This is a genomic window from Marinobacter nauticus (assembly GCF_003634635.1).
GTDB classification, from domain to species: domain Bacteria; phylum Pseudomonadota; class Gammaproteobacteria; order Pseudomonadales; family Oleiphilaceae; genus Marinobacter; species Marinobacter nauticus.
The window spans coordinates 953,412-978,540 of sequence record NZ_RBJB01000003.1; the positions used below are offsets into that span (position 1 = coordinate 953,412).

Consider the following 25,129-nt stretch of genomic DNA (forward strand, 5'->3'; position numbering starts at 1 on the left):
CATTGCCTCCGTTACTTCTTCAGGGCTGCGACAATCAGCAACACCCAGCCCACCATAAAGCAGACGCCGCCCACCGGTGTCACCGGGCCCAGCCAATGGATTCCTGTCAGAACCAGCAGGTAGAGACTGCCACTGAACAACATCATGCCGGCAAGCCAGAATCCACAGGCCAGGGTCAGCAGGTTCCCCGACATGCCAAGCGCCGGCATCAGGCTCACGGCCACCAAAGCCAGGGCATGGTACATCTGGTAGCTGACAGCCGTCTGGAACACCTCAAGGCCGCGTTCAGACACCACATGGCGCAGGCCATGAGCACCGAAAGCGCCAGCCATAACGGCCAGCAGGCCGGCGACGGCGCCGGCGACAAGTGCCCAGCGTACAATCCGGGTTCCGGGGTCAGCCGCAGTCACAGTGGATTTTCTCTCCGGTATCGAGATTCATCATGGTCAGGGCGCCGCCCCATACACACCCGGTGTCCAGCCCGATAAACCGGTCGCTGCCGGTGTTGCCTTCCAGCGCAGCCCAGTGGCCAAACACCACTTTCACATCGTCCTGACGGGGATAGGTAAACCAGGGGGCATAGCCCTCAGGCGCCTGATCGGCCGACTCTTTGGTAGCCAGTTCCAAGCGGCCGTCGCTGGCAATAAAACGCATGCGGGTAAAATAATTGGTAATCACTCGCCAGCGATCCATACCGGTGAGGGTATCACACCAGGCTTCAGGCTGATTGCCATACATTTGGCTGAAATATTCGCCCGCCTGGTCGTCCCGGATCACGGCTTCCACTTCCCGGGCACAGGCCACGGCCTGCTCCACACTCCAGATGTGCGGCAGGCCGGCATGGGCCATCACCAGGTTTCGGCCGGCGTCGTGCACGCACAGATGCTGCTGGCGCAGCCACTGGATCAGCCGGTCGTGATCCGGTGCGTCCAGAATGTCATGCAACGTATCCTTGCGCTTCGGGCTGTGGCCGCCAAGCGCGACCGCCAGCAGATGCAGGTCGTGGTTGCCCAGTACCACGACGGCGGCATCGCCCAGGCTTTCGATGTAGCGCAAGGTTTCCAGTGATGACGGGCCGCGGTTAATCAGATCACCGGCCACCCAGAGCCGGTCACGGGACGGCGAAAAATCGACTTTCGCCAGCACATCCCGCAGGCGATCGTAGCAACCCTGAATATCGCCGATGGCGTAGTCAGTCATCACTTACCTCGTTGTCGTCTGCCTGCAGCTTACCAGTGTCTGCCAGCAAATCCGCGATCCTGACATAGTCGGCCAGGCCCAGGTTTTCCGGGCGCAGGCCATCGTTGATTCCGAGGGACTGCAGCTGTTCTACGGTAACCATGGCCGCCAGCGCCTTGCGCAGGGTTTTTCGGCGGGCATTGAACGCGGTGCGTACCACTGCCTGCAGCGTTTTCAGGTCTTTCGCGGGGTACGGCAGTTCCTTGTGGGGCACCAGGCGGACAATGGCGGAGTCCACTTTCGGGGCCGGGCGGAAGGCGCCAGGGCCTACTTCGAACAGCGGCTGCACCTTGCAGAAATACTGGGCCATGATACCCAGGCGGCCGTAATTGTTGTCGCCCGGTACCGCCGCCAGCCGCTGCACCACCTCCTTCTGCAACATGAAGTGCATGTCCTGCACCACACCGCTCTGGGACAGCAGATGAAAGATCAGCGGGGTGGAGATGTTGTAAGGCAGGTTGCCGACAATGCGCAAAGGCCGGTCACTCACCAACTGGCTGAAATCGAAACTGAGGGCATCGGCCTCGTGAATCCGGAATTCCGGGTAGTTGAAGAACTTGGTGCGCAGCACCGGAATCAGGTCCCGGTCCAATTCCACCACCTGCAAACGGGGATTGATGGCAAGGATTTCTTCGGTAATAGCCCCCAGACCGGGGCCGATTTCAACAATCGAGTCTTTCGGCTTGGGATTGATCGCGCGCACGATGCGTTCTATCACACCGGGATCATGCAGGAAGTTCTGGCCAAACCGTTTACGGGCCTGGTGCCCGTGTTTGTTGCTCATGAGAGTTCTCCGGCCCCTGTGGCTTTACGGCACTGGGCCATCTGCTCGCCCACACGGATAGCGGTATGCAGGCTGCCCGCATCGGCCTTGCCCGTGCCAGCCAGATCCAGGGCAGTGCCATGGTCAACCGAGGTACGGACAATGGGCAAGCCCAGGGTGATATTAACGGCCCGGCCAAAGCCCTGGAATTTCAGTACCGGCAGGCCCTGATCGTGATACATGGCCAATACCGCATCGGCATTGTCGAGCCAGTGCGGGGTGAACAGGGTGTCCGCCGGCAACGGCCCGGTCAGTTGAATTCCCTCGGCCCGCAGCTGTTCGAGGGTAGGCTCAATCACCTCAATTTCTTCCCGCCCCAGATGGCCCCCTTCACCGGCGTGGGGATTCAGGCCAGCCACCAGAATGCGCGGCTGATCAATACCAAAAAAGGCTTTCAGGTCCGCATTCAGAATGCGCGTCACCTGAATCAGCCGGTCCGGTGTAATGGCCGCAGAAACGTCTTTCAGGGGTAAGTGGGTGGTTACCAATGCCACCCGGAGTTCTTCCGTGGCCAGCATCATCACCACCCGTTCCACGCCACACAGCTCCTGCAGGAATTCGGTATGGCCACTGAAGACGATGCCGGCTTCGTTAATAACGCCCTTGTGCACAGGCGCGGTCACCATGCCGTCGAAATCGCCATTCAGGCAACCCCGGGCGGCGATGGTCAGGGTGTCCAGCACGTACTGACTGTTACCCTTATCAAGCCGGCCGGCCACCGTGGAACCACAACCTTCAACATGTCGTACCGATAAATGACCCGCCCGGGTTGCTGCCGCTACACCTGGCTGCCAGTCATGCAGCTCAATCTGGAGCCCGAGCTGGCTGGCCCTGTCTCGTAGCAGTTCGCGGCTGGCAATCACCACCAGGCCGGCGTCCCGGCTCCCGGTTGCCAGTTGCAGGCACAGTTCCGGGCCGATGCCGGCCGGTTCGCCGGCAGTGAGTGCCAGGATCACCGGTGTGCTCATGACGGGTTTGCTTCCTCGCTCTCCGGGTTCATATCGGCATATTCACCCTTGAACTCAACAAAGGCTTCGTCCCGAATCTCACGCAGCCAGTTCTGCAATTCCAGCTCGAATTTCCGCATATAGATGGCCTGACGAGCCTGGGACTCGCGATTCTGTTCGGTCACGTCCTGGCGCCGGCGCTCCTCCACCTGCAGGATGTGCCAGCCAAACTGGGACCGGAAAGGCCCGAAATATTCGCCCACCTGCGCCTGATTCATGGCTTCTTCAAAAGCGGGCACCATCTGGCCCGGGCTTACCCAGCCCAGATTACCGCCGTCCGAGCCGGAGACCGGATCGTCCGAGCGTTCACGGGCCAGATCGGCAAAGTCGGCGCCATCCTGCAACTGCTGGTAGATCTCGCGAATGCGCTGCTCCGCCTGCACATCGGTCACCGCTTCGGAAGGCCGTACCAAGATATGCCGGACCCGGTGCTGCTGGATAAATTGCTGCTGCTCACCTCCGCGCTTGTCCATCACCATCACCAGATGAAAACCACTGTTGTTTTCCAGCACCTGCGAAGGCTCACCAACTTCCAGATCCGGTACCACCGGCGCGACCAGTGAGGGCAACTGGCTTTCAGATCGCCAGCCCATGTCGCCCCCTTCCAGAGCGTTGCTGGCATCGGATTCGGCAACCGCTACTTCCCGGAAGTCCCGACCATTGGCAATCTGCTGGCGCAAAGCCCGTGCTGTCTCCCGGGCCTCATCCACCGACGCTTCGCTGGCCGGGTCGTCAACTTCGATAAAGATATAGGCCAGACGGTATTCGGCATCGGTACTGCCGTTGGCTTGCTGGGCCTGGAGATAATTTTCCACTTCCCGGTCGGTAACGCGCACCCGGTTACCTACGCGACGCTGCTGCACCCGGCTGGTCAGCATTTCATTGCGGATCTGCTCCCGGGCCTGCTGATAGGTCACCCCTTCTTCCGCCAGCTGGCCTTCGAATTCGGCCAGGGTCATGCCGTTGCTGCGGGCAATATTGGCCAGGGTCTCGTTCAGCTCGTTGTCGCTGATGCGCATGCCCATCTGGTCGGCCATTTGCAGCTGCAGGGATTCCTGAATCAGTTGGTCCAGTACCCGCTGCTCAAGCAGCTCCCGGGGCGGCAGGCCTGTGCCCTGCGCGCTCAGGCGACCGACAATGGTATTGATACGGGCATCCAGTTCACTCTGCAGGATCACCTCGTCATCCACGATCGCAACTACACGGTCCAGCAGTTTTCGTTCGGCCTGAGCAGTCACTGACAGCACCACCATGGCCAGTGTCAGCAGAATTGTCAGTCCGTGGCGGACAGTCGCCTTCATAATCACCTCTTGGTTTGTAAAATCGTGATCGCAGCCGGGTCGGCCTGCAGATTCGGGTTCGTTCAACGGCGCGGGTTTCCGAACCTCCGGCGCTCGCGCTCGTCGTAGCCGTAGATGGCGTCCGCGATGTTGTCGGATGCACCGCCACTGCCGCCCAGACCTTTCAGTTCAATCCGGAACAGCAAGCGGGTGTCCAGTTCTTCGTCATCAGTCAGGTAGTTCTGGTGCACCACCTGAAAACTCCAGCAGCAGTTGTTATATTCCAGACCGGCAAGGGTGCCCACGGTTCGGTCGAGCTGAGAATCCCAGACCCAGCGACCAATGGCACTGACCTGGTCCGTTACCGGAAAGACCGTTCCAATGTCGGTTTGTTCCAGCTCATCCGGCCGGCTGTAGGTATGTCCGAGTGTCGCCAGGTAACGATAATCCTCGGAGTGGAAAATCAGCTGGCTGCGGCCCTCTTCGGTTTTCCGGGTTTCGTGATCCCACAACAGGGAAGAACGAAGCTCCAGATTGTCGATGGGGTTCAGCACCAACTCGCCCGCCAGCGGTGAGCGGCTCCGGTCGGATGCGCCCTCGCCAAACAGATCCACTTCACGATCTTCGAAATAGCGCACCTGGCCAACACTCACCCTGGCCCGCTCCGCCCCGGTCAGGAGGTCATTGAAACGACTGGTGAGCGCCACCGTCAACTGGTTGGCGTCACCGACCCGATCCCCGCCGGTAAACCGGTCCCGCCGGAACAGCTGATCAAAGCGGAAACTGCGGATGCCGGTATCAAAATCCGGGATGTGGTTCTGATCGGCCTCGGCATCGGCCCAGGCGTAATACAGCCGGGGCTCCAGGGTCTGGTTGTAAGGTACGTCAAACAGGCTGGATCGACGATCAAAATACAGACCATTGTCCCACTCGAACACCGGCACGGTGCGGTCGAAACTGGCCTCGCCCTGGGTGTAGTCGTCCAGTTCATAGCGGGTGTAGTCGAGGCTGACCGAAGGACGACTGAAGCCCCAGAGCGCGCGCATGGGCAACGCCAGTTCGGGAATCGCCCGTAACCGCTGGCCGTTGGCCTTGTCCAGGCCGGTAAGGGTCTCATTGTCCCGGTAAAACCAGGTGTACTGGCTTTCCAGGTTTGCCTCCAGCCAGCCGGCTTCCAGCGAGCCGCCGTAGATCACTTCCGGCAACTGAGCGTAGGGTTTGTTGACATCGGCAATGCGGTCGCGGATGGTCTGGTAGCCGTTCAGGTAGGCCTCAAAGTACTGATTGGCGCCGTAGTAACGGACGCCACCCCGTCGCTGAAGATGCGTCGCCTGATCAATCTCGAGACTGCGGTTCAGATCGCTCAGGTAGTCCTCATCTGATATCACCGAGTAATCGCCGTAGCCGCTCCAGCCTCCGCCAAACGCCGCCCGGGTGGAAAAATCCAGGGCCCAGCGCTCGCCATTTTCACCCGGATTTTCATCCCGAAAAGCAGAATCATTGTCGATATACCCCAGCTGCAGCACCGATTCGCCATACCGACTGAGGTAGCGCCCCTCCACTTCCGTGAACAGGCCGCGACCGTGAATATACTGCGGTGTGAGGGTGGCATCATAATGGGGTGCCAGATTCAGATAGTACGGCAAGGCCAGATAAGCCCCGCTACCAGCGCTGGACGAGCCAAACTGGGGATACAGGAAACCGGTCTTGCGGCGGTCATCAATCGGGAAGGTAATGTAAGGCCAGTAGAATACCGGCGCATCCAGCACTTCCAGCCGCACGTGCCGTGCAGTACCAAAACCTTCCGCCTGATCCAGCTCGATGTCCGATGCGACAATCGACCAATCATTCTGGCCCGGACCACAGGTAGTGATCATGCCATCGGAGATAACCACCTGGCTTTCACTGACCCTGGACAGGGATGAGGCCTCGCCCCTGAGTTCCGACTCGTGCAGGAGAAACGTGGCCGTGTTGATATCCAGTTGCCCGGACTGGGTAGAGTAGTTCGCTTCCTGCCCGGTCAGCAGAAAGCCCTCACCTCGGCTGACCAGCGGCCCTTTCAGCCGCAATTCACCGGACTGCTGGTTGTACCTTGCCTCCGCGCCGGTCGCCTGGAACGGACCCTGGCGCAGGCGCACATCTCCCTGCAGGTAAAGTTCGCTATTCAGTTCATAGCGGGCGTTCAGGGCACTGGCTTCCAGTGGCGCTGAACCATCGATACCCACGCCCGGCACCACAGCGCCATCGCCGCCAACCGTGCCCGGCAGATAACCGCCCTCGCAGAACACCGGCAGCCGTTCGGCCACTTCTGGCGGCAATTCATTGCGCGGGCGCCAGTCAATCTCAGCGGCGCTGGGGCTGCTACCCGCCCCCTCGGCACGTACGCCACTCGCTGCCAATGCCACGATGACGGCCAGGCTTGAAAGCCGGAACCTGGCGCACAACAGGGAGGAGCAATGGCTGGGCACGTTGACGAAATTCCTGTTCCATTTGAATGATGGCTGGGCGTAAGGGCACCTAGTTTACACGCGCCCTCAAGGCTTGTTAACGGAAAGCCCGCTGCAATTCCGTTTTACCCTCTTTATACTCCGGTGCAGAGAGTGCCCGGTTAACGCGCCGGCCATCATCCACCGATCCAGGAATGCTGATCTGACCATGGATAACCGTTTGCAGTTGCTGACCCGCTGGGTCAGGCAAATTCCCGGCTTCTCGGCCGCCAGCCCGACACCGGTTTCCGGCGACGCCAGTTTTCGACGGTACTTCCGGGTCTGGAAAGACGTGCCGGGCGGGCAACCCGCCCCCTTCATTGTGATGGATGCTCCACCGGAGCACGAAGACTGCGTTCCGTTTGTGGCTATCGCCCGACACTGGCATCAACACGGTATCGCCGTGCCCGCCATTGCTGACGAGGATCTTGAGCAGGGTTTTCTGTTATTGGAAGACCTGGGCGATCTGCTGATGTTAACGGCCCTGGAACAGGGCGATGCGGACACCCTGTATCGGGCCGCGCTGGACGAACTGGCGAGTATTGCCGGGCTGGACGACCCGGCAGACTATCCACTACCCGCCTATGATCAAGCCCTGCTCGACCGGGAGATGGCGCTATTCCCGGACTGGCTGCTGGAAAAACACCTGGGCCTGGAACTCGACAACCAGGAACGTGCGCTGCTGGACACCGCCTTCGGTCTGCTCCGTGAAAGTGCTCTGGCGCAGCCGGAAGTCACCGTGCACCGTGACTACCACTCCCGCAATCTTCTGGTCCGTGATAGCCAGACGGTTCCCGGCGTGATCGATTTTCAGGATGCCGTTCGCGGCCCCATCACCTATGACGCCGTCTCCCTGCTTAAAGACTGCTACGTGCGCTGGCCGGAAGACCGCCTGGCAAGCTGGCTGGAGCATTTTCGTAACGCCAGCCAGCAGGCCGGTTTGCACCGCGCTGATGCAGATACTTTCCGGCAGTGGTTTGAGCTCATGGGCATGCAGCGCCATCTGAAAGCCGCCGGCATTTTTGCCCGCCTCGCCATTCGCGACGGCAAGACCGGCTACCTGGCTGACATTCCCCGCACCGTCAGTTATCTGCGAGATGCCAGCGCCCGGCAACCAGCCTTCCGGCATTTTCACGAGTGGCTCTGCAGCACCGTGATTCCGGCCATCGAACAGCGCATTGGCCCGCTGCCGGAGCCGGGAGTTCGCTGACCATGAAGGCTATGATTCTCGCCGCCGGCAAAGGCGAGCGTATGCGCCCGCTGACCCTGACCACCCCCAAGCCGTTGCTGTCAGCCGGGGGGCAGCCCCTGATCGTTCATCATATCGAGCGCCTGCGCGACGCCGGTTTCAGCGACATTGTGATCAACCATGCCTGGCTGGGGGAACAGATTGAAGCCCGGCTGGGGGATGGCGAGGCCTTTGGTGTCAGCATTCGCTACTCTGCAGAGGGTGAACCGCTGGAAACCGCCGGTGGCATCATCCGGGCCCTGCCTCTGCTGACCGACGCGGGCGACGACTGGTTCCTGGTGGTCAACGGTGACATCTGGAGCGATTTCGATTTCAGCCAGCTCCAGGCCCCGACCAATGCCGATGCCCTGCTGGTGATGGTTTCTAATCCACCCCACCACCTTGAGGGGGATTTTCATCTTCAGGACAACGGCTTTCTGAACCCTGACGGGACCGAAAAACTCACCTTCTCCGGTATCAGCGTGCTGCACCGGCGCCTGTTTGATGAACTGGACGATTCCGCCGGCAAACTTGGCCTTGTGCTGCGCAGGGCCATGGCCCGCAACCGGGTCACCGGCCTGCATCATAACGGCCAGTGGGTGGACGTCGGCACACCAGAACGATTGCAGAGCCTGGACCAGTGGCTGCACGAAAGGGCCCGGACATCATGAGCCAGAGCAATCCACCCGCCCTGCCGGCGAGAATGGAGTCGTCATTCCAGGAACTGCTGCAGGAACTGTCCAGTTGCGGACATCAGGCCAGCACCCTGATGGAGCGCGCGCGCCTGCCGCGCTGGTGCCGCAAGCCACTGTTCTTTTTTCTGGGTTACATTGCCAAGGCCGATGGCCGGGTCCGGGAACCGGACATTCATTATGCCGAAGCCCTGATGAAAGCCCTGGCCCTGTCGGCCAGGCAACGCCGCAAAGCCATCGACCAGTTTCGCAAGGGCAAGGACACTGACCACCTGCCCCTGCGCCAGGGCCTGATGCTGCGCCTAGCCTTGCTGCTCTGGCCGGCACCAGCCCTGAAAACCGCTATCTGCCTGTGCCATGGCGCACAAATCCTCGGCCAGCCCGGCAAGGCCCGGCGCTACCGCTGCGAAGACGCCATCAGCCATATGGGGTTGCCCGTGGTCATCAGCGATGACATTTTCGAAAGCTACGCCAGCAAGGTCTGGATCCGCACTGCGGCGCCACCGCAAAAGCCGGCGACGTACGAGCAGGCCTGCCAGATTCTGGGCGTAACCCGGCGAGATTCGCTGGAGACCATCAAACGCGCTTACCGCAAACAGGTTTCCGCCTGCCACCCGGACAAACTGGCGCAGCAGAAGCTGACGCCCTCGGAAGTGGCGGTAGCAAAAGACCGGTTGTTACGCTATCAACAGGCCTGGGAACTGATTCGCCAGAGACATCGGGCACTTTAATCCCCGCTGGCCGACCGGTTTTTCAGCCAGGCACTGACCCGGCTGGCAACCCGCATCGCATCTTCAGCCCGGAGTGGTCGATTGAGGGCCACGGGCTGACGGTCGTAACCGGCCACGTCCGCGCGAGCAAACGCCGCCGCCCGCGCCTGGCCCTCTGCGCCGGAAGGCCCAGCGGAATCATGCAGATCCAGCACCGGCCATCCCTGTCCTCCGTTTCGCTCCTTCAACAACGAGGGCAAGGTAACGGCCTGCCGGGCCGGAAACCGGGGGGCCAGCCAGACCACCGCAGACACGGCAGCGGCGTCCGCCGCCCAGTCCGTGACATAGTCGGCAGACCAGCCAATGCCCAGCACGCCCACACGTTCATAGCCACGCTGCTGCAATACCGCTACCCCGGCGGACAGAATTGTACGAACCGAATTTCGAAAATCTGCGGTCAGGTCATCAAGAGGCGGTTCCTCAGCCACATCAATCATGACCGAATCCGGTGTATTCCCGCCCTGATCCGGGTTCTGTCCGGCGTCATCATCCAGGCCAGGCGCCATGACATCCATGCGATGTCGGCGTATCGCCTCCGGCGGCAGCCCGAGGCCAACCGTCATCACCGCAAGACCCCGCTCCGCCAGCGCCACCCGCAACGATCCCAGCACACCCTCGTCGGCCGTCTGGCCTTCGTCGGCCAGTATCAGCAAAGCCCCGGTTGCCGGCGTAACGTATTCGGGCAGGAACAACCCCAACGCCCGGCCTTCGTCGTCCAGATCGAGCCAGACAGCCTGCTCCGGGTAACGCCGTACCAGCGCCCATTCGCCCAAACCCGTTGAAAAGCCGGATCTTGACGCTGGATTAGCCTTGGTCGCGGGTTCCGCTTCCTCACCCCCCTTCGCCTCATCCTGGGCCACAGCGGCGTTCAGCCAGCCGCTGATCAAGAACAGACAAAGTAATCTGATTGCTTTCAACACCATGAGCCAATGCACCTATCCCGCTGCGAAAATCACCGGCAAACTGATAGACTAGCAGGGTTGCCCAGAGGCCGATAATTCACTACCCCGAGAGAGCCCCGATGAATTCATATCTGATTGCCCCATCCATCCTCTCCGCCGATTTCGCCCGTCTGGGAGAAGAAGTCGATAACGTTCTGGCTGCTGGTGCCGACGTGGTGCACTTCGATGTGATGGACAATCATTATGTCCCCAATCTCACCATCGGGCCCATGGTGTGCGAGGCCCTGCGCAAGCACGGCGTTACCGCCCCCATCGACGTGCACCTGATGGTGTCTCCGGTGGATGACCTGATCCGCATGTTTATTGACGCCGGCGCCAGCTACATCACCTTCCACCCGGAGGCCAGCAACCACATCGACCGTTCCCTGCAACTGATCCGCGACGGCGGCTGCAAGGCCGGGCTGGTGTTTAACCCCGCCACCCCGCTGAGCTACATGGACTACGTCATGGACAAGCTCGACATGGTGCTGCTGATGTCAGTGAACCCGGGCTTCGGTGGCCAGAAGTTTATCCCCGGCACCCTCGACAAGCTCAAGGAAGCCCGCAAGAAGATTGATGCCAGCAACTACAACATTCGCCTGGAAATCGATGGTGGCGTGAAAACCGACAACATCCGGGAAATTGCCGAGGCCGGCGCCGACACCTTCGTGGCCGGCTCTGCCATATTCAACACTCCCGATTACAAGGCCACCATCGACGCCATGCGAGAGGAACTTGAGCAGGCCCGCAAGGTGATCGGCGGATGAGCCTGAAAGGCCTGTTCAACGCCCGCTGGCCGGGAGTCGCCCTGTTTGATCTGGACGGCACGCTGGTAGACAGCGCACCGGATCTGGCCGCCGCCGTGGATCAGATGCTGGAGCACCTGGGGCGTAGCCCGGCAGGCCTGGACAAGGTGCGCACCTGGGTTGGCAACGGCGCCCAGGTTCTGGTGCGCCGGGCCCTGGCCGGAAAAACCGATTGGGAACCCGCCACCGCTAAAGATGAGGCGCTGTTCAACGACGCCCTGACCATTTTCTATCATGCCTACGGCCAGCTGAATGGCCGGCATTCCGAGGTATTTCCCGGCGTCCATGACTGCCTGGACCACCTGAGGCAACTGGGCTGCCGGATGGCCGTGGTCACTAACAAACCTGACCAGTTTGTTCAGCCCCTGCTGGAAAAAACCGGTCTGGATCAGTGGTTCGACCTCTCGGTCGGTGGCGATACCCTGCCAGTGAAAAAACCGGACCCGGCGCCCTTGCTGCACGCCATGGAAAAACTGGGCGGCACACGGGGCACCACGGTGATGATCGGGGACTCCAAAGCTGACGTCAATGCAGCCCTGGCAGCAGGCATCCCCTGCGTCGCCGTCAGGTATGGCTATAACTTTGGCGGCTCCGTTGACAGTCTCGGTGCAGATGCTGTTGTTGATTCGCTGGCCGAGCTTTTGTAATCTCGCAAGGACGTTTTATTTTGAACACATCAATTCGGGAGATTCCTGCCGTGCAGGGACTGAATCTGACTGCAGCGCGAGGCATCCTGACAACCCGCGCAACACGATGGTGGCGATGGCGCACCGGCTGAGCAAGCCCCGGGGCTGATGGCGCATGCCTGCTTGCCCGCACCACCGGTCACAGCGGTGTAACACCGTTCTGACAAAACGCAGATCAGATTTCAGGAAACCGAACCATGACACCCGAGCAATTCCACGAGCTCGCTGAAGCCGGCTATAACCGTATCCCTGTGTACCGCGAAGTTCTGGCGGATCTCGACACTCCCCTCAGCACCTATCTGAAACTGGCCAGCGGGCCATACTCCTACCTGTTCGAATCGGTACAGGGTGGCGAGAAATGGGGCCGATATTCAATCATTGGCTTACCCAGCCAGGAAGTGCTGAAAGTCTTCGACCACCGCATCGAAGTCAGCCGCAACGGCGAAGTGGTCGAACATGCAGAGGTCGATGACCCTCTGGCTTTCGTGGACGACTACCAGAAGCGCTTTAACGCCCCGGACCTGCCCGAACTGCCCCGGTTCAACGGTGGCCTGGTGGGCTATTTCGGCTACGACACCGTGCGCTACATCGAAAAGCGCCTGCGCCACAGCTGCCCGCCCGACCAGATCGGCACGCCGGATATTCTGTTGATGGTGTCCAATGAAATCGTGGTGTTCGACAACCTGCGCGGCAAGTTGCATCTGATTGTGCACGTGGACCCGTCTATTGAAGGCGCCTACGAAGCGGCACAACGCCGCATCGACGAGCTGGAAAGCCAACTGCACCGCCAGACCGCCAACGCCCCCCGCACACCGGAACATCTACGCGGCAAGGTGGTGGACGAGAGCGACTTTATTTCCGGCTTTACCCAGGACAGATTCGAAGCGGCGGTGGACAAGATCAAAGGCTACGTGCTGGATGGCGATGTCATGCAAACCGTCATTTCCCAGCGCATGTCGATTCCTTTCGAGGCACCACCCCTGAACCTCTACCGTTCGCTGCGCGTGCTCAACCCGTCACCGTATATGTACTTCCTGGATCTGGAAGACTTCCACATTGTCGGCTCATCTCCGGAAATCCTGGCGCGTGTGGAAGATGAGGAAGTCACCGTCCGGCCCATCGCCGGCACCCGCAAGCGTGGCGCCACCGATGCCGAGGACAAAGCCCTGGAAAAGGAACTCTTGGCCGACCCGAAAGAGATCGCCGAGCACCTGATGTTGATCGACCTGGGCCGCAACGACGCCGGCCGGGTGTCGGAAACCGGCACAGTGAAGCTGACCGACAAGATGATCGTGGAGCGCTATTCCCACGTGATGCACATTGTCTCTAACGTGACCGGTCGACTGAAAGAAAACACCAGCTGCCTGGACGTGCTGCGCGCCACCCTGCCCGCAGGCACCCTCAGCGGCGCGCCGAAAATCCGCGCCATGGAGATTATCGACGAGCTGGAACCGGTAAAGCGCGGCGTATACGGCGGTGCGGTCGGTTACCTGTCGTTCAACGGCAACATGGACACCGCCATCGCCATCCGCACCGCGGTCATCAAGGACAACACCCTGCACATCCAGGCCGGCGCCGGCGTGGTGGCAGACTCCATTCCCCGCCTCGAATGGAAAGAAACCATGAACAAGGGCCGCGCCATTTTCCGTGCCGTGGCCATGACCTACAACGACTACGACCATTGAGGCGGAGGAACAGATTATGTTGCTGATGATCGATAACTACGATTCCTTCACCTACAACGTGGTGCAGTACCTGGCTGAGCTGGGTGCCGACGTACAGGTATACCGGAACGACGAAATCACCATTGAACAAATCGAAGCTCTGAACCCCGAGCGACTGGTGATTTCCCCGGGCCCCTGCACGCCGAACGAGGCGGGGATCTCCATGGACGCCATTCGTCATTTCGCCGGAAAACTGCCTATCCTGGGTATCTGCCTGGGCCACCAGTCCATCGGCCAGGTATACGGCGGCGACGTCATCCGGGCAGGCAAGGTAATGCATGGCAAAGTGTCAGCGGTGTACCACAAGGATGCAGGTGTGTTTCGCGGCCTGAACAATCCCTTGCAGGCTACCCGTTACCACAGCCTGGTGATCGACAAGAACACTCTGCCCGATTGCCTGGAAGTGACCGCCTGGACCCGCAACGACGACGGCTCCGTTGAAGAAATCATGGGCGTACGCCACAAGACCCTGCCCATCGAAGGCGTGCAGTTCCACCCCGAGTCGATCATGACCGAACAGGGCCATGAACTGCTGCGCAACTTCCTGAGAACATAACAAGAGGCCGACGACCCCATGGACATGAAACAAGCACTGAACCGCATTGCCTCCAACCTGGACCTGTCCCGGGACGAAATGAAGGATGTGATGCGTATTGTGATGAACGGCGAAGCCACCGACGCCCAGATCGGCGCCTTCCTGATGGGCCTGCGCCTGAAGAGCGAAACCATCGACGAAATCACCGGCGCCACCGAAGTGATGCGTGAATTGGCCACCAAGGTCAGCATCAACGCCAGCCCGCTGGTGGATATCGTCGGCACCGGTGGCGATGGTGCCAATCTGTTCAACGTCTCCTCTGCCTCTTCCTTTGTGGTGGCCGCAGCCGGCGGCTTCGTCGCCAAGCACGGCAACCGGGGCGTATCGTCCAAGAGCGGCAGCGCCGACCTGATCGAAAAGGCCGGCATCAACCTGGACATGAAGCCGGAGGAAGTGGCCCGTTGCGTCGAACAGATCGGCGTCGGTTTCATGTTTGCGCCGGCCCACCACGGCGCCATGAAACACGCCATCGGCCCGCGCCGGGAGCTGGGTTGCCGGACGATCTTTAATATTCTTGGCCCGATGACCAATCCGGCCGGCGTCACTCGCCAGCTGATCGGCGTGTTCACCAGGGAACTGTGCCGCCCGATGGCAGAAGTCATGCAGCGCCTGGGCGCAAAACACATCATGGTGGTCTGCTCGAAGGATGGCCTGGATGAAATCAGTCTGGCCACGGTCACCCATGTTGCCGAACTGAAGGATGGCGAAATCACCGAATACGACCTGACGCCGGAAGACCTGGGCATCAAGAGCCAGTCGCTGGTGGGCCTGACGGTGGATTCCTCCGACGAATCCCTGAAGCTGATCAAGGCCGCTTTCGGTCGCAACCACGACGAGACCACCGAAAAAGCCCGCGACATGATCGCGCTGAACGCCGGCGCGGCCATTTATGTCGCCGGCCTGGCCAAGACCGCCAAAGAAGGCGTCGACATGGCACTGGATGCCATGGGTTCCGGTTTAGCGGCTGGCAAGATGTCGGAGCTGGCTGATTTTTCTCAGTGTTTCTAATTCCGGCCTATTTTTGATGGAGCCGGACGAGCTGGTGAGGGAGCCTTTCCAAAACACGCCCACGAGTACGTCCCTGTAGGGCTTGACTTCAGCCATCCATGGCTGAAGACAGTTTTGGAAAGGCTCCCTCACCAGCTCTCGCAAACTTTATACGGGCCAGCTATGACTGACAGACATTTGGATAAGACTCCCACCATCCTGCGTAAAATCGTTGATCGGAAATGGGGGGAAATTGATGAACGTAAGCCCAAGGTTTCGATTGCAGACCTGAAAGCCATGGCCGGCGATCAAGCTCCAGCGCGTGGATTCGCCAATGCCCTGCGCACCCGCATCGAAGCTCAGCGGCCAGCGGTCATCGCCGAGATCAAGAAGGCTTCACCCAGCAAAGGCATCCTGCGAGATCCCTTTGAACCGGAACGCATCGCCGAAAGCTACGAACAAGGCGGTGCGGCTTGCTTGTCAGTGCTCACCGACCAAGATTTCTTCCAGGGCCACGAAGACTACCTGAAAGCCGCCCGCGCGGCCTGCAGCCTGCCGGTGATCCGCAAGGACTTCATGGTGGCGCCCTATCAGGTGTATGAAAGCCGGGCCATTGGCGCCGACTGCATTCTGCTGATTGCCGCCTGCCTGACCAAAGACCAGATGCAGGAACTGGAGGGCATCGCCCACGAGATTGGCCTGGATGTGCTGGTGGAGGTGCATGATGGCGAGGAATTGGACGATGCGCTTACCCTGAGCACGCCGCTGGTAGGCATCAACAACCGCAATCTGCACAACTTTGAGGTGTCGCTGGACACCACCTTTGAACTGCACCACCGGATTGCCGAAAACCGACTGACCATTACCGAGAGCGGGATCATGACCCGTTCAGATGTTGAGGCCATGACCAGCCGGGGCATTTACGGGTTTCTGGTGGGTGAGTCGTTCATGCGCGCGCCAGATCCGGGTGAGAAACTGCAGGAGCTGTTCGGCTGATTCACAGGGTAAACGGGTGAGGCAAGTATGGACGCAGAGACCGGCAAGGATTCCGACAACCCGATACTGACCGGCCCCTTCTGGCCGGTTTTCTTCCGCTATGCCCTACCCTCAGTGGCGGGGTTGCTGGCACTGACCACCGCCAACATCGTTGACGGCATTTTCATTGGCAACTTCGCCGGCGCAGATGCCCTGGCGGCTCTGAACCTGCTGATTCCCTGGTTTACCCTGCTATTCGGCATGGCGCTCGCCCTGGCCATTGGTGGTACCGTTCGGGCTGGCCGCTATCTGGGCGAAGGCAGGACCGACGCCGCATCTGCCATCTTCAGCAAGTGCCTGATGGCTACTCTGGCCCTGGCTCTGACCGGAGCACTGGCGGGGCTGTTGTTCCATGATTCGATCTATCGTGTGCTCGGCGCCTCCCCGGACATTTACCCGCTGATGTCCGAGTATTTTCTGGTGATCATCTGGGTGCTGGTGGCCCAGTTGGTCACCATGGTGTTGTATTACTTCGTGCGAGTAGACGGCTTCCCTGGGCTGGCAACCACGGCTCTGGTAACAGGAGCCGCCGCCAATATCCTGCTGGACGCCCTGCTGGTGGGCTACCTGGATTACGGTTTGCGCGGCGCAGCCATCGCCACCGGCCTGGCCCAGGTGCTGCAGTTCGCGGTTCTGGCCTGTTACTTTCTCAAGCCGGAACGCAAGCTTCACTTCCAGCTTCAGCAAAAACACTGGCAGGAGATTCCCCAGGCGTTCGCCAATGGCGTTTCGGAGTGGATCAACGAACTCTCCGTGGGGCTGGTTATGCTGTTGATCAACTGGCTGTTGATGACCACTCAGGGCGTGGCGGGGGTAGCCGCCTTTACCGTGGTGAACTATCTGATCTTCCTGAGCCTGATGGTGTTCTATGGCATTTCAGACGCCATGCACGTGCTGATCAGCCACAACCTCGGGGCCGGCAATGCCGAACGTATCCGGCGCTTCATGGGCTGCGGGGCCACCGTCATTCTGAGCCTGGCACTGACGCTGGTGGTCACGGTGTGGCTGTTTGGAAATCAGGTGGTCCGCCTGTTTCTGGACACCACGGCAGACCCGGCCACCGCGGCCCTGGCAGACCGTTTTCTGACCATCCTGTGGCCGCTGTTTCTGGTCAACGGCATCAACGTGTTGCTGTCGGTCTACCTGACGGCCATGCACAAAGCCCTGCCTTCAGCCCTTGTCGCCTTTTCCAGAAGCCTGGTGCTGCCCGCACTGCTGCTGGTTGGCATTGCCCGCTTTGCGCCGGAATGGCCGCTACTGCTGGCACTGCCACTGGCGGAATGGCTCACCTTCGGCCTCGCAATAGCCCTGTTTTTACGCTTCCGGCCGCAGCGGGTGATCACCGTTCCCGGCTAATTGTAAAAAATGTAAAACCATTTCACCTGCAACAGATTCTCATTTAGATTTACTCCAAATTCAGGAATTTGGAGCGTCGACATGGGACCGTCTGCCCGGGCAATTGCCGAACAGGCAAGTTTTCAGGCTTTCCTGCATGGTTACCTTCAGGAAGTTGATCCCGGCGACTGGCAGTCCGCCAGCCAGCGCACCCAGGATCCGACAGGCCGGTTCTCGGGGCCTTGGGTATGCGAACTGACTCTGAACAGCCAGCGCTCCCGCCTGGCCATCGATATTGTCTACCGCTCCGCTCTGGGCCGACACCGCTACGGCAAGGTACGACAGTGGCTCAGCGGTCGTCATTGCTGGGCCGACATCGACCCTTTTCAGGCAATGTGTCTCTTGGCCCGTGAACTCTATGCGTTATCCGGCGGCATGGTGCCCGAACTCCGAAAACTCCGGGAACTGGAGTTCCTGCATCGGCTCACCGACAGCTACGGCGTCATGACCCGTTACGTCGAACACAGGCGCAACGATTCACGCCTTCTGGCCAACCGGTTTATCGATTCAGAGCAGTCTCTGTTGTTCGGACACACCGCCCATCCCACTCCCAAGAGCCGCCAGGGGATGTCGGAATGGCAGCAGCATGCCTACGCGCCGGAGCTGACCGGGCGCTTTCAGCTGCACTACTTTCTGGTTCATCGGGATTGCGTCCTGGAGGATTCTGATGGTCCTTTACCAGCCAGTGCCATGGCCGAATCTCTGTTGCAGGACAGTCAAGCCTCCCTGAACCTGCCGGACAACCATGCCCTGATCCCGGCCCATCCTCTGCAGGCTCAGTGGTTGATGACGCAGCCCGGGGTGCTGGACGCCATCGCCCAGGGGTTGATTCACCCCCTGGGTGCGCTTGGTCCGGAGTTTTCTGCGACGTCATCGGTACGCACTGTTTACTGCGAGCAAGCTGAATGGATGCTGAAGTTCTCCATTCCAGTCAAGGTGACCAACTCGCTGCGGGTCAACAAGGCCCACGAGCTGAAAGCGGGGGTGGTTATGTCCCGGCTGCTCCGGCAAACCGGTTTTGGTGAGGCCGAGCCCGGCTTCCGGATCCTTAAGGACCCGGCCTATCTGACCGTTATGCTACCCGGGCTGACCGAAAGCGGCTTTGAAGTGATTTTCCGGAACAACCCTTTCCCGCCGGGGCAGGACCAGGGGGTGATCAGCATTGCCGCCCTGACCCAGGATCCCCTGCCGGGCCGGAATTCCCGGTTACTGGATCTGATCGAGGGCCTGGCCTTGAACGAGAACCGCAGCCTGGCAGCCGTCAGCCGGGACTGGTTCCAGCAGTATCTATCATGCGCGATTGGCCCGGCACTGCGGCTTTATGATGAGCACGGCATTGCCCTGGAAGCCCATCAGCAGAACAGTCTGCTGGATGTCAGCGGGGGCTATCCACGCTGTTACTACTACCGGGACAATCAGGGTTACTACCTCTCGGAGAGCTTGCGCGGGCCACTCTCAGAGCAATGCACCGACCTGAAAGAAACCCCGGAGTTGTTCTACCGGGACGCCATGATCCGCGACAGGTTCTGCTACTACCTGATCGTAAATCAGCTGTTTTCGGTAATTGCCCGCTTTGGCATTGACGACCTGATACCGGAAACCCTGTTGATCCAGCAATTCCGACATTTTCTACATGCCGAGCACAGCCGGCTTGATGGCCCGGCACAGGCGCTCGTCAAGTCGTTACTGGAAGACAGCCGTCTACCCTACAAAGGCAATCTGCTGACCCGGGTCAACGATGTTGACGAGCTGAATGCAGAGCTGGAGATGGCAGTCTACACCAGTATTGCCAATCCACTCCGCGGCGATACCCGGGCAACACCGAAAGGCAGCACCGCCGCCCTGGCAGTCGAGGTAAGCCATGGTGTTGCCTGAACCGAGAGCCTTATCCAAAGCCCCCATGGCAGGACTGCAACCGGTGACCGCCCTGAGCGAGTTACCGGCCCAACGGGTGCTGCGGCAGCTGCTTGAAGCCCTGATGTTTGAAGGCCTGATTGCGTACCATCCGGGCGATCGCAACCGCACCGGATGGCAATGGCTGAGCTTCCAGGCTGGCAATCTGCACGGACGTTGCCGAGCCCGCATTCGGGGCTTTGGCCGACTGAGACTGGACACCAGTTCCCTGACCTTGGAGCGGAACCAGAAACCGGTGTCGCTCTCGGTGACCACGCTGGTTGCACAGCTTCCGGCAACGAACTCACACCAGCAATCTCTGTTAACGGAGCTGCTGGCCACGATCAGCAACAGTGAACGGCTGGACGCCCTGCGCAAGGCTCGTCATTCCGGAGACCGCCGGAACCTGCATGGCGAAGCTCTGGACAGCGCCCTGCACGAAGGCCACCCCTACCATCCCTGTTTCAAGAGCCGACTCGGATTCCAGGGCGATGATCTGGTGCACTATAGCCCGGAAACCAGCACCGGATTCAGGCTTCATTGGGTGGCAATTCCCCGACACAATCTGGATTCCCAGTTACCGTCTTCAGACATGGCTTTCTGGCAATCAGAACTGGGCCAGGAACAGGCTTATCTGCTACGGGCAGCATTCCACCGGGCGGGCGTTGACTGGCAACAATATGGCGCGCTGCCAACCCACCCATGGCACTGGCAGAAACTCAGCCAGGGTCCCGAGTCCGCCCGGCTTGAGGCACTGGGCATCAAATGCCTGGGGCCTCTGGGAGACCGTTACCATCCAGGACAGTCGCTCAGGTCTCTATTCAATGCCAGCCGGCCAGCGAAAGCCTGCGTCAAACTGCCTTTGGGCATTCACAATACCTCGTCACGCCGGCATCTGGAGCCCCATTCCGTGCCATCGGCTCCTGTCATCAGCCGTTGGCTCGAGTCCATTGTCGCCGGCGATCCACTGTTTGATACCAACTACCCGCTACGTCTGCTGCCCGAATATGCCAGCCTGGGCGTTGCCGCGCGCGAAGAGCAGGGAGCAAATAATTCGGAGCTTGCGGGGGAGCTGGCCGCCATCTGGCGCGCCAGCATCGGCTCCCGGCTTCATGAGGGTGAGCAGGCCATTCCCTTAAACGCCCTGTTCCAGTGGCAACCTGACGACATGCCCTTTATTCACCCCTGGGTGGAGCATTATGGTCTGGTCCCCTGGCTGGAGGCCACGCTCAAGGCTGTCATTCTGCCAGTCTGGCATATGCTCGCTGCCCACGGCGTCGGTCTTGAGGCTCATGCCCAGAACAGCCTTCTGGTGGCGCGCAGCGGCTGGCCCAGAGCACTGATGCTTCGGGATTTCCACGACAGCGTCGAGTACGCCCGGGACTATCTGCCCCAGACTACCCCCGAACCGAACTTCGGCCCCCGGCAGGCATTCTACGATCAGGCACCGGACAACCAGTATTACCGCATGAGCAACCCGGAGGCCCTGCGCGAGCTGGTGATGGATACCCTGTTTATCTTCAATCTCAGTGAGCTCGCGCTGGTCCTGGAAGAGGCCTACGGATTTAACGAGGCGCGGTTCTGGGATCGGGTCCGGACAATCCTGACCAACTACGCACGACAACACCCGGAGCAGAGGTCCCGCCTGGATCGCCTGGGATGGGATCAACCACACCCGCTCACCGAGTCGCTGCTGCGCAGCAAACTTCAGCCAGACAGCGAGCAGCCTCGCCACCGGGTGCCAAATCCCCTGGCCCCGGGCCCCAACGACACCCTGATGCCCTTCATTGATCACCATCACAAGAGGTTACCGTGACTGCACCTTTGTTCTATGTCGACAACATGCCTTACACGCAACCGGACTGCGACCAGATAGTCCAGTGCCTGGAGGAGCGCCCTGAATTTCAGGAGCCGGCCGGTTGCCGATTTGCGGTCTGCCTGCAGGACACCGCCCACTGGCTGGCCCTGTGCCTCTGGCTGAAACCCCTTGGCGCCAGTGTGCTGCCCATTCATTCCGGCACCCCCTATGCTGCGGCCCGAACCCTGGCCGAGAGCACGGGCTGCACCTACCTGCTGTTTGGCGAGCAACTCCAGGAAGTCACGCCCGAAGTCATTCGCGGGAAAGCGAAGACGACCTGCGCCGAAGGCGGAGAGCTGATTCAGCTCAGCTCCGGCACCACGGGCAACCCCAAAACCATCACACGGCCCTGGCACGACATAGAACGGGAGCTGGCCGCCTATGTTGCCCAGTTCACTGAGGCCCAGACCTTGACACCGGTGGTAGCCTGCCCGGTGACGCACTCCTATGGTCTGATCTGTGGTGTGCTGGCAGCCCTGCAACGGGGCATCGCCCCCCAGGTGGTCACCAACCTCAATCCACGCTCTATTCTTGCGCGGCTGCGCGCAGTACCCGAGCATCTGCTCTATGCCTCCCCGACCCTGGTCAGCTTGCTGATACGAATGCTGCCTGAAAAGCAGAGACTGCACAGCGTCATGCTGTCCGGGGCGCCCCTGCCCGCCCCCGTACTGGACCAGCTTCGAAACCGCTGCCTGCGCGTTTGCCAGCAATATGGCTGTTCAGAAGCCGGCTGCGTTGCGCTGAGCCCGGACGTGACCGAGCCTGGCCAACTCGGCCTGCCGTTACCGCATGTGTCAGTGCAGGCCGGGGGCTCCCCTGGGCAACCGGATGAAATCCTGATCACGGTTAAGGCCACCGGGCAGCGCATTCACAGCAGGGATCTGGGCTATTTCGACCAGCAGGGCCAGCTGCATTTCCTGGCCCGCTCCGATGACACCATCAACGTCGCCGGCATCAACGTCTATCCGGGGGCCGTAGAAGACGTGTTCCTTGGCTATCCCGGGATTCGAGAGGCGGTGGCCTTCAAGCAACCGGATGCCTTTGCCGGTGAGCGGGTTTGCCTGCGCTTTGTAGCAGACTCAGAAATAGACACCGACCAACTGCGGCAATGGAGCCGGGGCCAACTGTCACCGCACCAGGTGCCGTCACTGATCGAACAGGTGGAAAGCATCTGCCGGCTCCCGAACGGCAAGGTCAGTCGCCGGCTGTTAACTGAATCCCTCAACCCCAAAGACCTGCGGGAGGTGCCGGCATGAGTTCAGCCGCTGCCACCCGAGACGCCATTGAAACGGTGATTCGAAGCCATCTGCCCAACGCCCGGCTTTCGGCGTTCTCAGCGACTGCCCGCCTCAACGCCGATCTGGCAATTGACTCGATTATGCTGTTGCAACTAATCGTACACCTGGAACTGGAGCACGGCCTGCATATACCCGAAGAAGCGCTGCTGACCCATCAGCTCGAGACCGTTGAGGACCTGGAAGCGCTATTGGTCGCCGCAGGCAACCCGGAGGTTTCCCTGTGATCAAAGTGCACTGTTTTGTCAGCTGTGTCTGCGAGATCATCAAACGCACCCCCGGTGTGGACCACCGCCCCTTCTACTTTGGCGTGTGGGATGCGGACTTCTCGGTCAGTGAAGAGCAGGTTCTGTCCTACCACTCGCCCCATACCCGCCACGACCAGTTCCGGGAGTGGTACCGGCTACTGTACGGCGTCACCATTGAATCCTGGTATAACCACCAGCAATCGAAAGAGGCCAACATCGACCGGCTGATTGAACTGGTGGAAACGCGCCCTTCCGATCGTCAGGTCATGGTCATGCTGGACCTTTACCGACTTCCAGAACGGGAAAACAAATTCCACCAGAACCCGTTTCCCCACTACGTGATGTTGGAAGCCACGGAAGATCCGGAGCAGTGGTTCATGTCGGACCCGGATTTTCGCTGGGAGGGTGTGCTGCCCAAAGACCGGATTCTGGAATCGGTTCGCTCCCCGGCCGCTGCCGGTGGCTTCTGTTTCGATGGCCTGGACATCCGGCATACGCCCGCGGAGACAGTAGCCGCGTATTTCGCCCAGTGCATGAAAGCGGAGACCAATCCGTTTACCGATGCCTTGCGGCAGATTCTGCACGCCCATATCGGTCCTGATGCCAGGCAACCACTGGCAAACCTGCCCCGGGCATTCCGGGAGATTCCAGTGATGGCGATTCGCAAGTACGCCTACGAGCACGCCTTTGCCTGGCTGCTGGAGGATCAGGGCCGCACCGCCGAGGGCGATCCGTGGTTCGAAGCGCTGTGCGAGGACATTGACCGGCTGGTGAAAACCTACACCCAGATCCAGTACCGGGCGCTGAAACTGGTGATGTCCGGTAACGCTGCCCTGCTGTCCGGGGTCGAGCAGTTGCTGGACGAGCAGGATCAGCGAGAGTTCGCCATCAAGGACAGCCTGCAGGGCCTGTTTGCAGAATGGCAGCAGCAACACCCCGACCTCACGGTCAACATTCGCACGTCCGCCCTGGAGGTATCACCATGATTCGCTTCCACCTGTGCACCATCTCGTTCCGCCACCAGTTGGTGTCGTTACCGGAACTCGCTACCTGGGCTGGCGCCACCGGCTTTGACGGTATTGAACTCTGGGGCGTGCATGCCTGGCACCTGTTACAGCAGCCCGGACTGGATGGCCGCTGGCTGCAAAGCCAGGGACTGGCCATTCCCATGGTCAGCGACTACCTGCCGCTAGACGGTAGCGAGCAGGAGGCTATCCACTACACCCGCGAACTCTGCCGGCTGGCCCGACACTGGCAGGCCCCCAAACTGCGAACGTTTGCCGGCCATCAGGGCAGCGCCGAGCTCGACCAGAGACAGCGCCAGGCCCAGACCCGACGTCTGCAGACGCTGACCCGTTGCGTCGCAGATGAAGGCCTGACCCTGGTGGTGGAAACACACCCCGGCACCCTGGCCGATACGGTCGACTCCACGCTGACGTTGCTAACCGACGTGGATCACCCGGCCCTGGGTATCAACTTCGACGTCTTGCATGTCTGGGAAGCCGGAGCAGACCCAAAGCTGGCGCTGCAACAAATGGCGCCCTGGGTCAGACATTTTCACTTCAAGAATATCCGTCATCGGGATCAGCTCGGCGTATTTGCTCCGGCTAATGTCTACTCACCGGCCGGTTCCCGGCAGGGAATGGTGCCTGTGCTGGACGGTGCCTGTGACTACCGGCCGCTACTGGACACCCTGGCCGGCTGGCAACAGTCGCAAACCCATCCGGCCCCACTGGACATTTCCCTGGAGTGGTTCGGCCCGGACAGCTACCGGGTGCTATGCAGCGATCTTCACCAGTTGCGGCAAAACGTTCGCCAGAACCACGCGCAATCTCAGGCGCTGGCCGTCTGCCAGTGAACCTTATCCACCTCATCGCCGGCAAAGCGGATGAGGTGGGAAGCCACCACCTGGCCCAACTCCTCCAGCTCCGTTCCGGTGGGTGACTGGCAGCGCATCAGCAGCTCCCGGTTTGCGGCTTCGAGCCGGCATTCACCGATGGAGAAAGCCAGCCTGCCGTCGGTTGCGGTCCACTCAGCCTCAATCTTGTGGCGAAAGTGTTTGCAAAGGCGATTGATCAGGCGACCGGGATCGGTGGTGGCGACTCGGGCATTCATGGTTGGCATGGCAGACTCCTTACCTC

Annotated in this window: 24 protein-coding genes; 16 read left to right on the forward strand and 8 right to left on the reverse strand. The window is 60.4% G+C overall.

The features are described from left to right. Positions 1-11: 11 nt before the first annotated feature. The 6 genes from C7436_RS10395 to C7436_RS10420 all read right to left on the reverse strand — a co-directional run bounded on the left by C7436_RS10395 (position 12) and on the right by C7436_RS10420 (position 6,766). Positions 12-410: a DUF423 domain-containing protein gene (locus tag C7436_RS10395; RefSeq protein ID WP_114433750.1), complete on the reverse strand. Its 399-nt coding sequence runs from the start codon at positions 408-410 to the stop codon at positions 12-14. Beyond that, complete coding sequence (locus C7436_RS10400) at positions 397-1,200, reverse strand: symmetrical bis(5'-nucleosyl)-tetraphosphatase (RefSeq protein WP_011786917.1); 804 nt, start codon at positions 1,198-1,200, stop codon at positions 397-399. The genes C7436_RS10395 and C7436_RS10400 overlap by 14 nt, the downstream gene beginning before the upstream one ends. Then, complete coding sequence (gene rsmA, locus C7436_RS10405) at positions 1,193-2,023, reverse strand: 16S rRNA (adenine(1518)-N(6)/adenine(1519)-N(6))-dimethyltransferase RsmA (protein WP_121207767.1); 831 nt, start codon at positions 2,021-2,023, stop codon at positions 1,193-1,195. Before rsmA ends, C7436_RS10400 begins: the two co-directional genes overlap by 8 nt. Further along, on the reverse strand, positions 2,020-3,030 hold the full coding sequence (gene pdxA, locus C7436_RS10410) for a 4-hydroxythreonine-4-phosphate dehydrogenase PdxA (RefSeq protein ID WP_121207768.1): 1,011 nt from the start codon (positions 3,028-3,030) through the stop codon (positions 2,020-2,022). The genes rsmA and pdxA overlap by 4 nt, the downstream gene beginning before the upstream one ends. Then, positions 3,027-4,370 (reverse strand): peptidylprolyl isomerase, encoded by a 1,344-nt coding sequence (locus C7436_RS10415; RefSeq protein WP_121207920.1) that lies wholly within the window; start codon positions 4,368-4,370, stop codon positions 3,027-3,029. Before C7436_RS10415 ends, pdxA begins: the two co-directional genes overlap by 4 nt. A gap of 62 nt (positions 4,371-4,432) precedes the next feature. Then, positions 4,433-6,766, reverse strand: a complete 2,334-nt coding sequence (locus C7436_RS10420) for an LPS-assembly protein LptD (protein ID WP_170155431.1) — start codon at positions 6,764-6,766, stop codon at positions 4,433-4,435. Positions 6,767-7,004: 238 nt separating this feature from the next. Between C7436_RS10420 and C7436_RS10425 the strand changes: the two genes are divergently transcribed. From C7436_RS10425 to C7436_RS10435, 3 genes are read left to right on the forward strand one after another with little or no spacing between them, the layout of a single operon-like run. Next, positions 7,005-8,045, forward strand: coding sequence for an aminoglycoside phosphotransferase family protein (locus tag C7436_RS10425; protein WP_121207770.1), 1,041 nt, complete (start codon positions 7,005-7,007; stop codon positions 8,043-8,045). Positions 8,046-8,047: 2 nt separating this feature from the next. Then, entirely contained in the window at positions 8,048-8,734 is a 687-nt protein-coding gene (gene murU, locus C7436_RS10430) for an N-acetylmuramate alpha-1-phosphate uridylyltransferase MurU (protein WP_121207771.1), read from the forward strand. Beyond that, positions 8,731-9,486, forward strand: a complete 756-nt coding sequence (locus C7436_RS10435; RefSeq protein WP_121207772.1) for a DnaJ domain-containing protein — start codon at positions 8,731-8,733, stop codon at positions 9,484-9,486. The genes murU and C7436_RS10435 overlap by 4 nt, the downstream gene beginning before the upstream one ends. Here C7436_RS10435 and C7436_RS10440 read toward each other — a convergent pair. Beyond that, complete coding sequence (locus C7436_RS10440) at positions 9,483-10,448, reverse strand: DUF3530 family protein (RefSeq protein WP_121207773.1); 966 nt, start codon at positions 10,446-10,448, stop codon at positions 9,483-9,485. The genes C7436_RS10435 and C7436_RS10440 overlap by 4 nt on opposite strands. Positions 10,449-10,546: 98 nt before the next feature. Here C7436_RS10440 and rpe point away from each other — a divergent pair, with 98 nt between their 5' ends. The 13 genes from rpe (at position 10,547) to C7436_RS10505 (ending at position 24,846) form a co-directional block, all read left to right on the forward strand. Continuing rightward, complete coding sequence (rpe, locus tag C7436_RS10445; protein ID WP_022993148.1) at positions 10,547-11,233, forward strand: ribulose-phosphate 3-epimerase; 687 nt, start codon at positions 10,547-10,549, stop codon at positions 11,231-11,233. Further along, complete coding sequence (locus tag C7436_RS10450) at positions 11,230-11,919, forward strand: phosphoglycolate phosphatase (protein ID WP_121207774.1); 690 nt, start codon at positions 11,230-11,232, stop codon at positions 11,917-11,919. The genes rpe and C7436_RS10450 overlap by 4 nt, the downstream gene beginning before the upstream one ends. Before the next feature lie 236 nt (positions 11,920-12,155). Further along, entirely contained in the window at positions 12,156-13,643 is a 1,488-nt protein-coding gene (gene trpE / locus C7436_RS10455) for an anthranilate synthase component I (RefSeq protein WP_121207775.1), read from the forward strand. Between the two features lie 16 nt (positions 13,644-13,659). Further along, positions 13,660-14,238: an aminodeoxychorismate/anthranilate synthase component II gene (locus tag C7436_RS10460; protein ID WP_011786929.1), complete on the forward strand. Its 579-nt coding sequence runs from the start codon at positions 13,660-13,662 to the stop codon at positions 14,236-14,238. Positions 14,239-14,256: 18 nt separating this feature from the next. Beyond that, the gene (trpD, locus tag C7436_RS10465; RefSeq protein WP_121207776.1) at positions 14,257-15,285 is read left to right on the forward strand and encodes an anthranilate phosphoribosyltransferase; all 1,029 of its coding nucleotides are present in this window, start codon (positions 14,257-14,259) and stop codon (positions 15,283-15,285) included. Positions 15,286-15,447: 162 nt separating this feature from the next. Further along, entirely contained in the window at positions 15,448-16,260 is an 813-nt protein-coding gene (gene trpC / locus C7436_RS10470) for an indole-3-glycerol phosphate synthase TrpC (protein ID WP_014422793.1), read from the forward strand. A 27-nt stretch (positions 16,261-16,287) separates the two neighbouring features. Further along, the gene (locus tag C7436_RS10475) at positions 16,288-17,655 is read left to right on the forward strand and encodes an MATE family efflux transporter (RefSeq protein WP_121207777.1); all 1,368 of its coding nucleotides are present in this window, start codon (positions 16,288-16,290) and stop codon (positions 17,653-17,655) included. Between the two features lie 81 nt (positions 17,656-17,736). Further along, positions 17,737-19,569, forward strand: a complete 1,833-nt coding sequence (locus tag C7436_RS10480; protein WP_121207778.1) for an IucA/IucC family protein — start codon at positions 17,737-17,739, stop codon at positions 19,567-19,569. A 25-nt stretch (positions 19,570-19,594) separates the two neighbouring features. After that, complete coding sequence (locus C7436_RS10485) at positions 19,595-21,403, forward strand: IucA/IucC family protein (protein ID WP_228198099.1); 1,809 nt, start codon at positions 19,595-19,597, stop codon at positions 21,401-21,403. After that, positions 21,400-22,701, forward strand: a complete 1,302-nt coding sequence (locus tag C7436_RS10490) for an AMP-binding protein (protein ID WP_121207780.1) — start codon at positions 21,400-21,402, stop codon at positions 22,699-22,701. Before C7436_RS10485 ends, C7436_RS10490 begins: the two co-directional genes overlap by 4 nt. Continuing rightward, the gene (locus tag C7436_RS10495; RefSeq protein WP_121207781.1) at positions 22,698-22,967 is read left to right on the forward strand and encodes a phosphopantetheine-binding protein; all 270 of its coding nucleotides are present in this window, start codon (positions 22,698-22,700) and stop codon (positions 22,965-22,967) included. Before C7436_RS10490 ends, C7436_RS10495 begins: the two co-directional genes overlap by 4 nt. After that, on the forward strand, positions 22,964-23,974 hold the full coding sequence (locus tag C7436_RS10500) for a DUF6005 family protein (RefSeq protein WP_121207782.1): 1,011 nt from the start codon (positions 22,964-22,966) through the stop codon (positions 23,972-23,974). Before C7436_RS10495 ends, C7436_RS10500 begins: the two co-directional genes overlap by 4 nt. Further along, on the forward strand, positions 23,971-24,846 hold the full coding sequence (locus tag C7436_RS10505) for a sugar phosphate isomerase/epimerase family protein (protein WP_121207783.1): 876 nt from the start codon (positions 23,971-23,973) through the stop codon (positions 24,844-24,846). Before C7436_RS10500 ends, C7436_RS10505 begins: the two co-directional genes overlap by 4 nt. Here the strand turns inward: C7436_RS10505 and C7436_RS10510 are convergent. Next, on the reverse strand, positions 24,822-25,112 hold the full coding sequence (locus tag C7436_RS10510) for a DUF2218 domain-containing protein (RefSeq protein ID WP_121207784.1): 291 nt from the start codon (positions 25,110-25,112) through the stop codon (positions 24,822-24,824). The two genes, C7436_RS10505 and C7436_RS10510, sit on opposite strands and share 25 nt — an antisense overlap. Between the last annotated feature and the right edge of the window lie 17 nt (positions 25,113-25,129).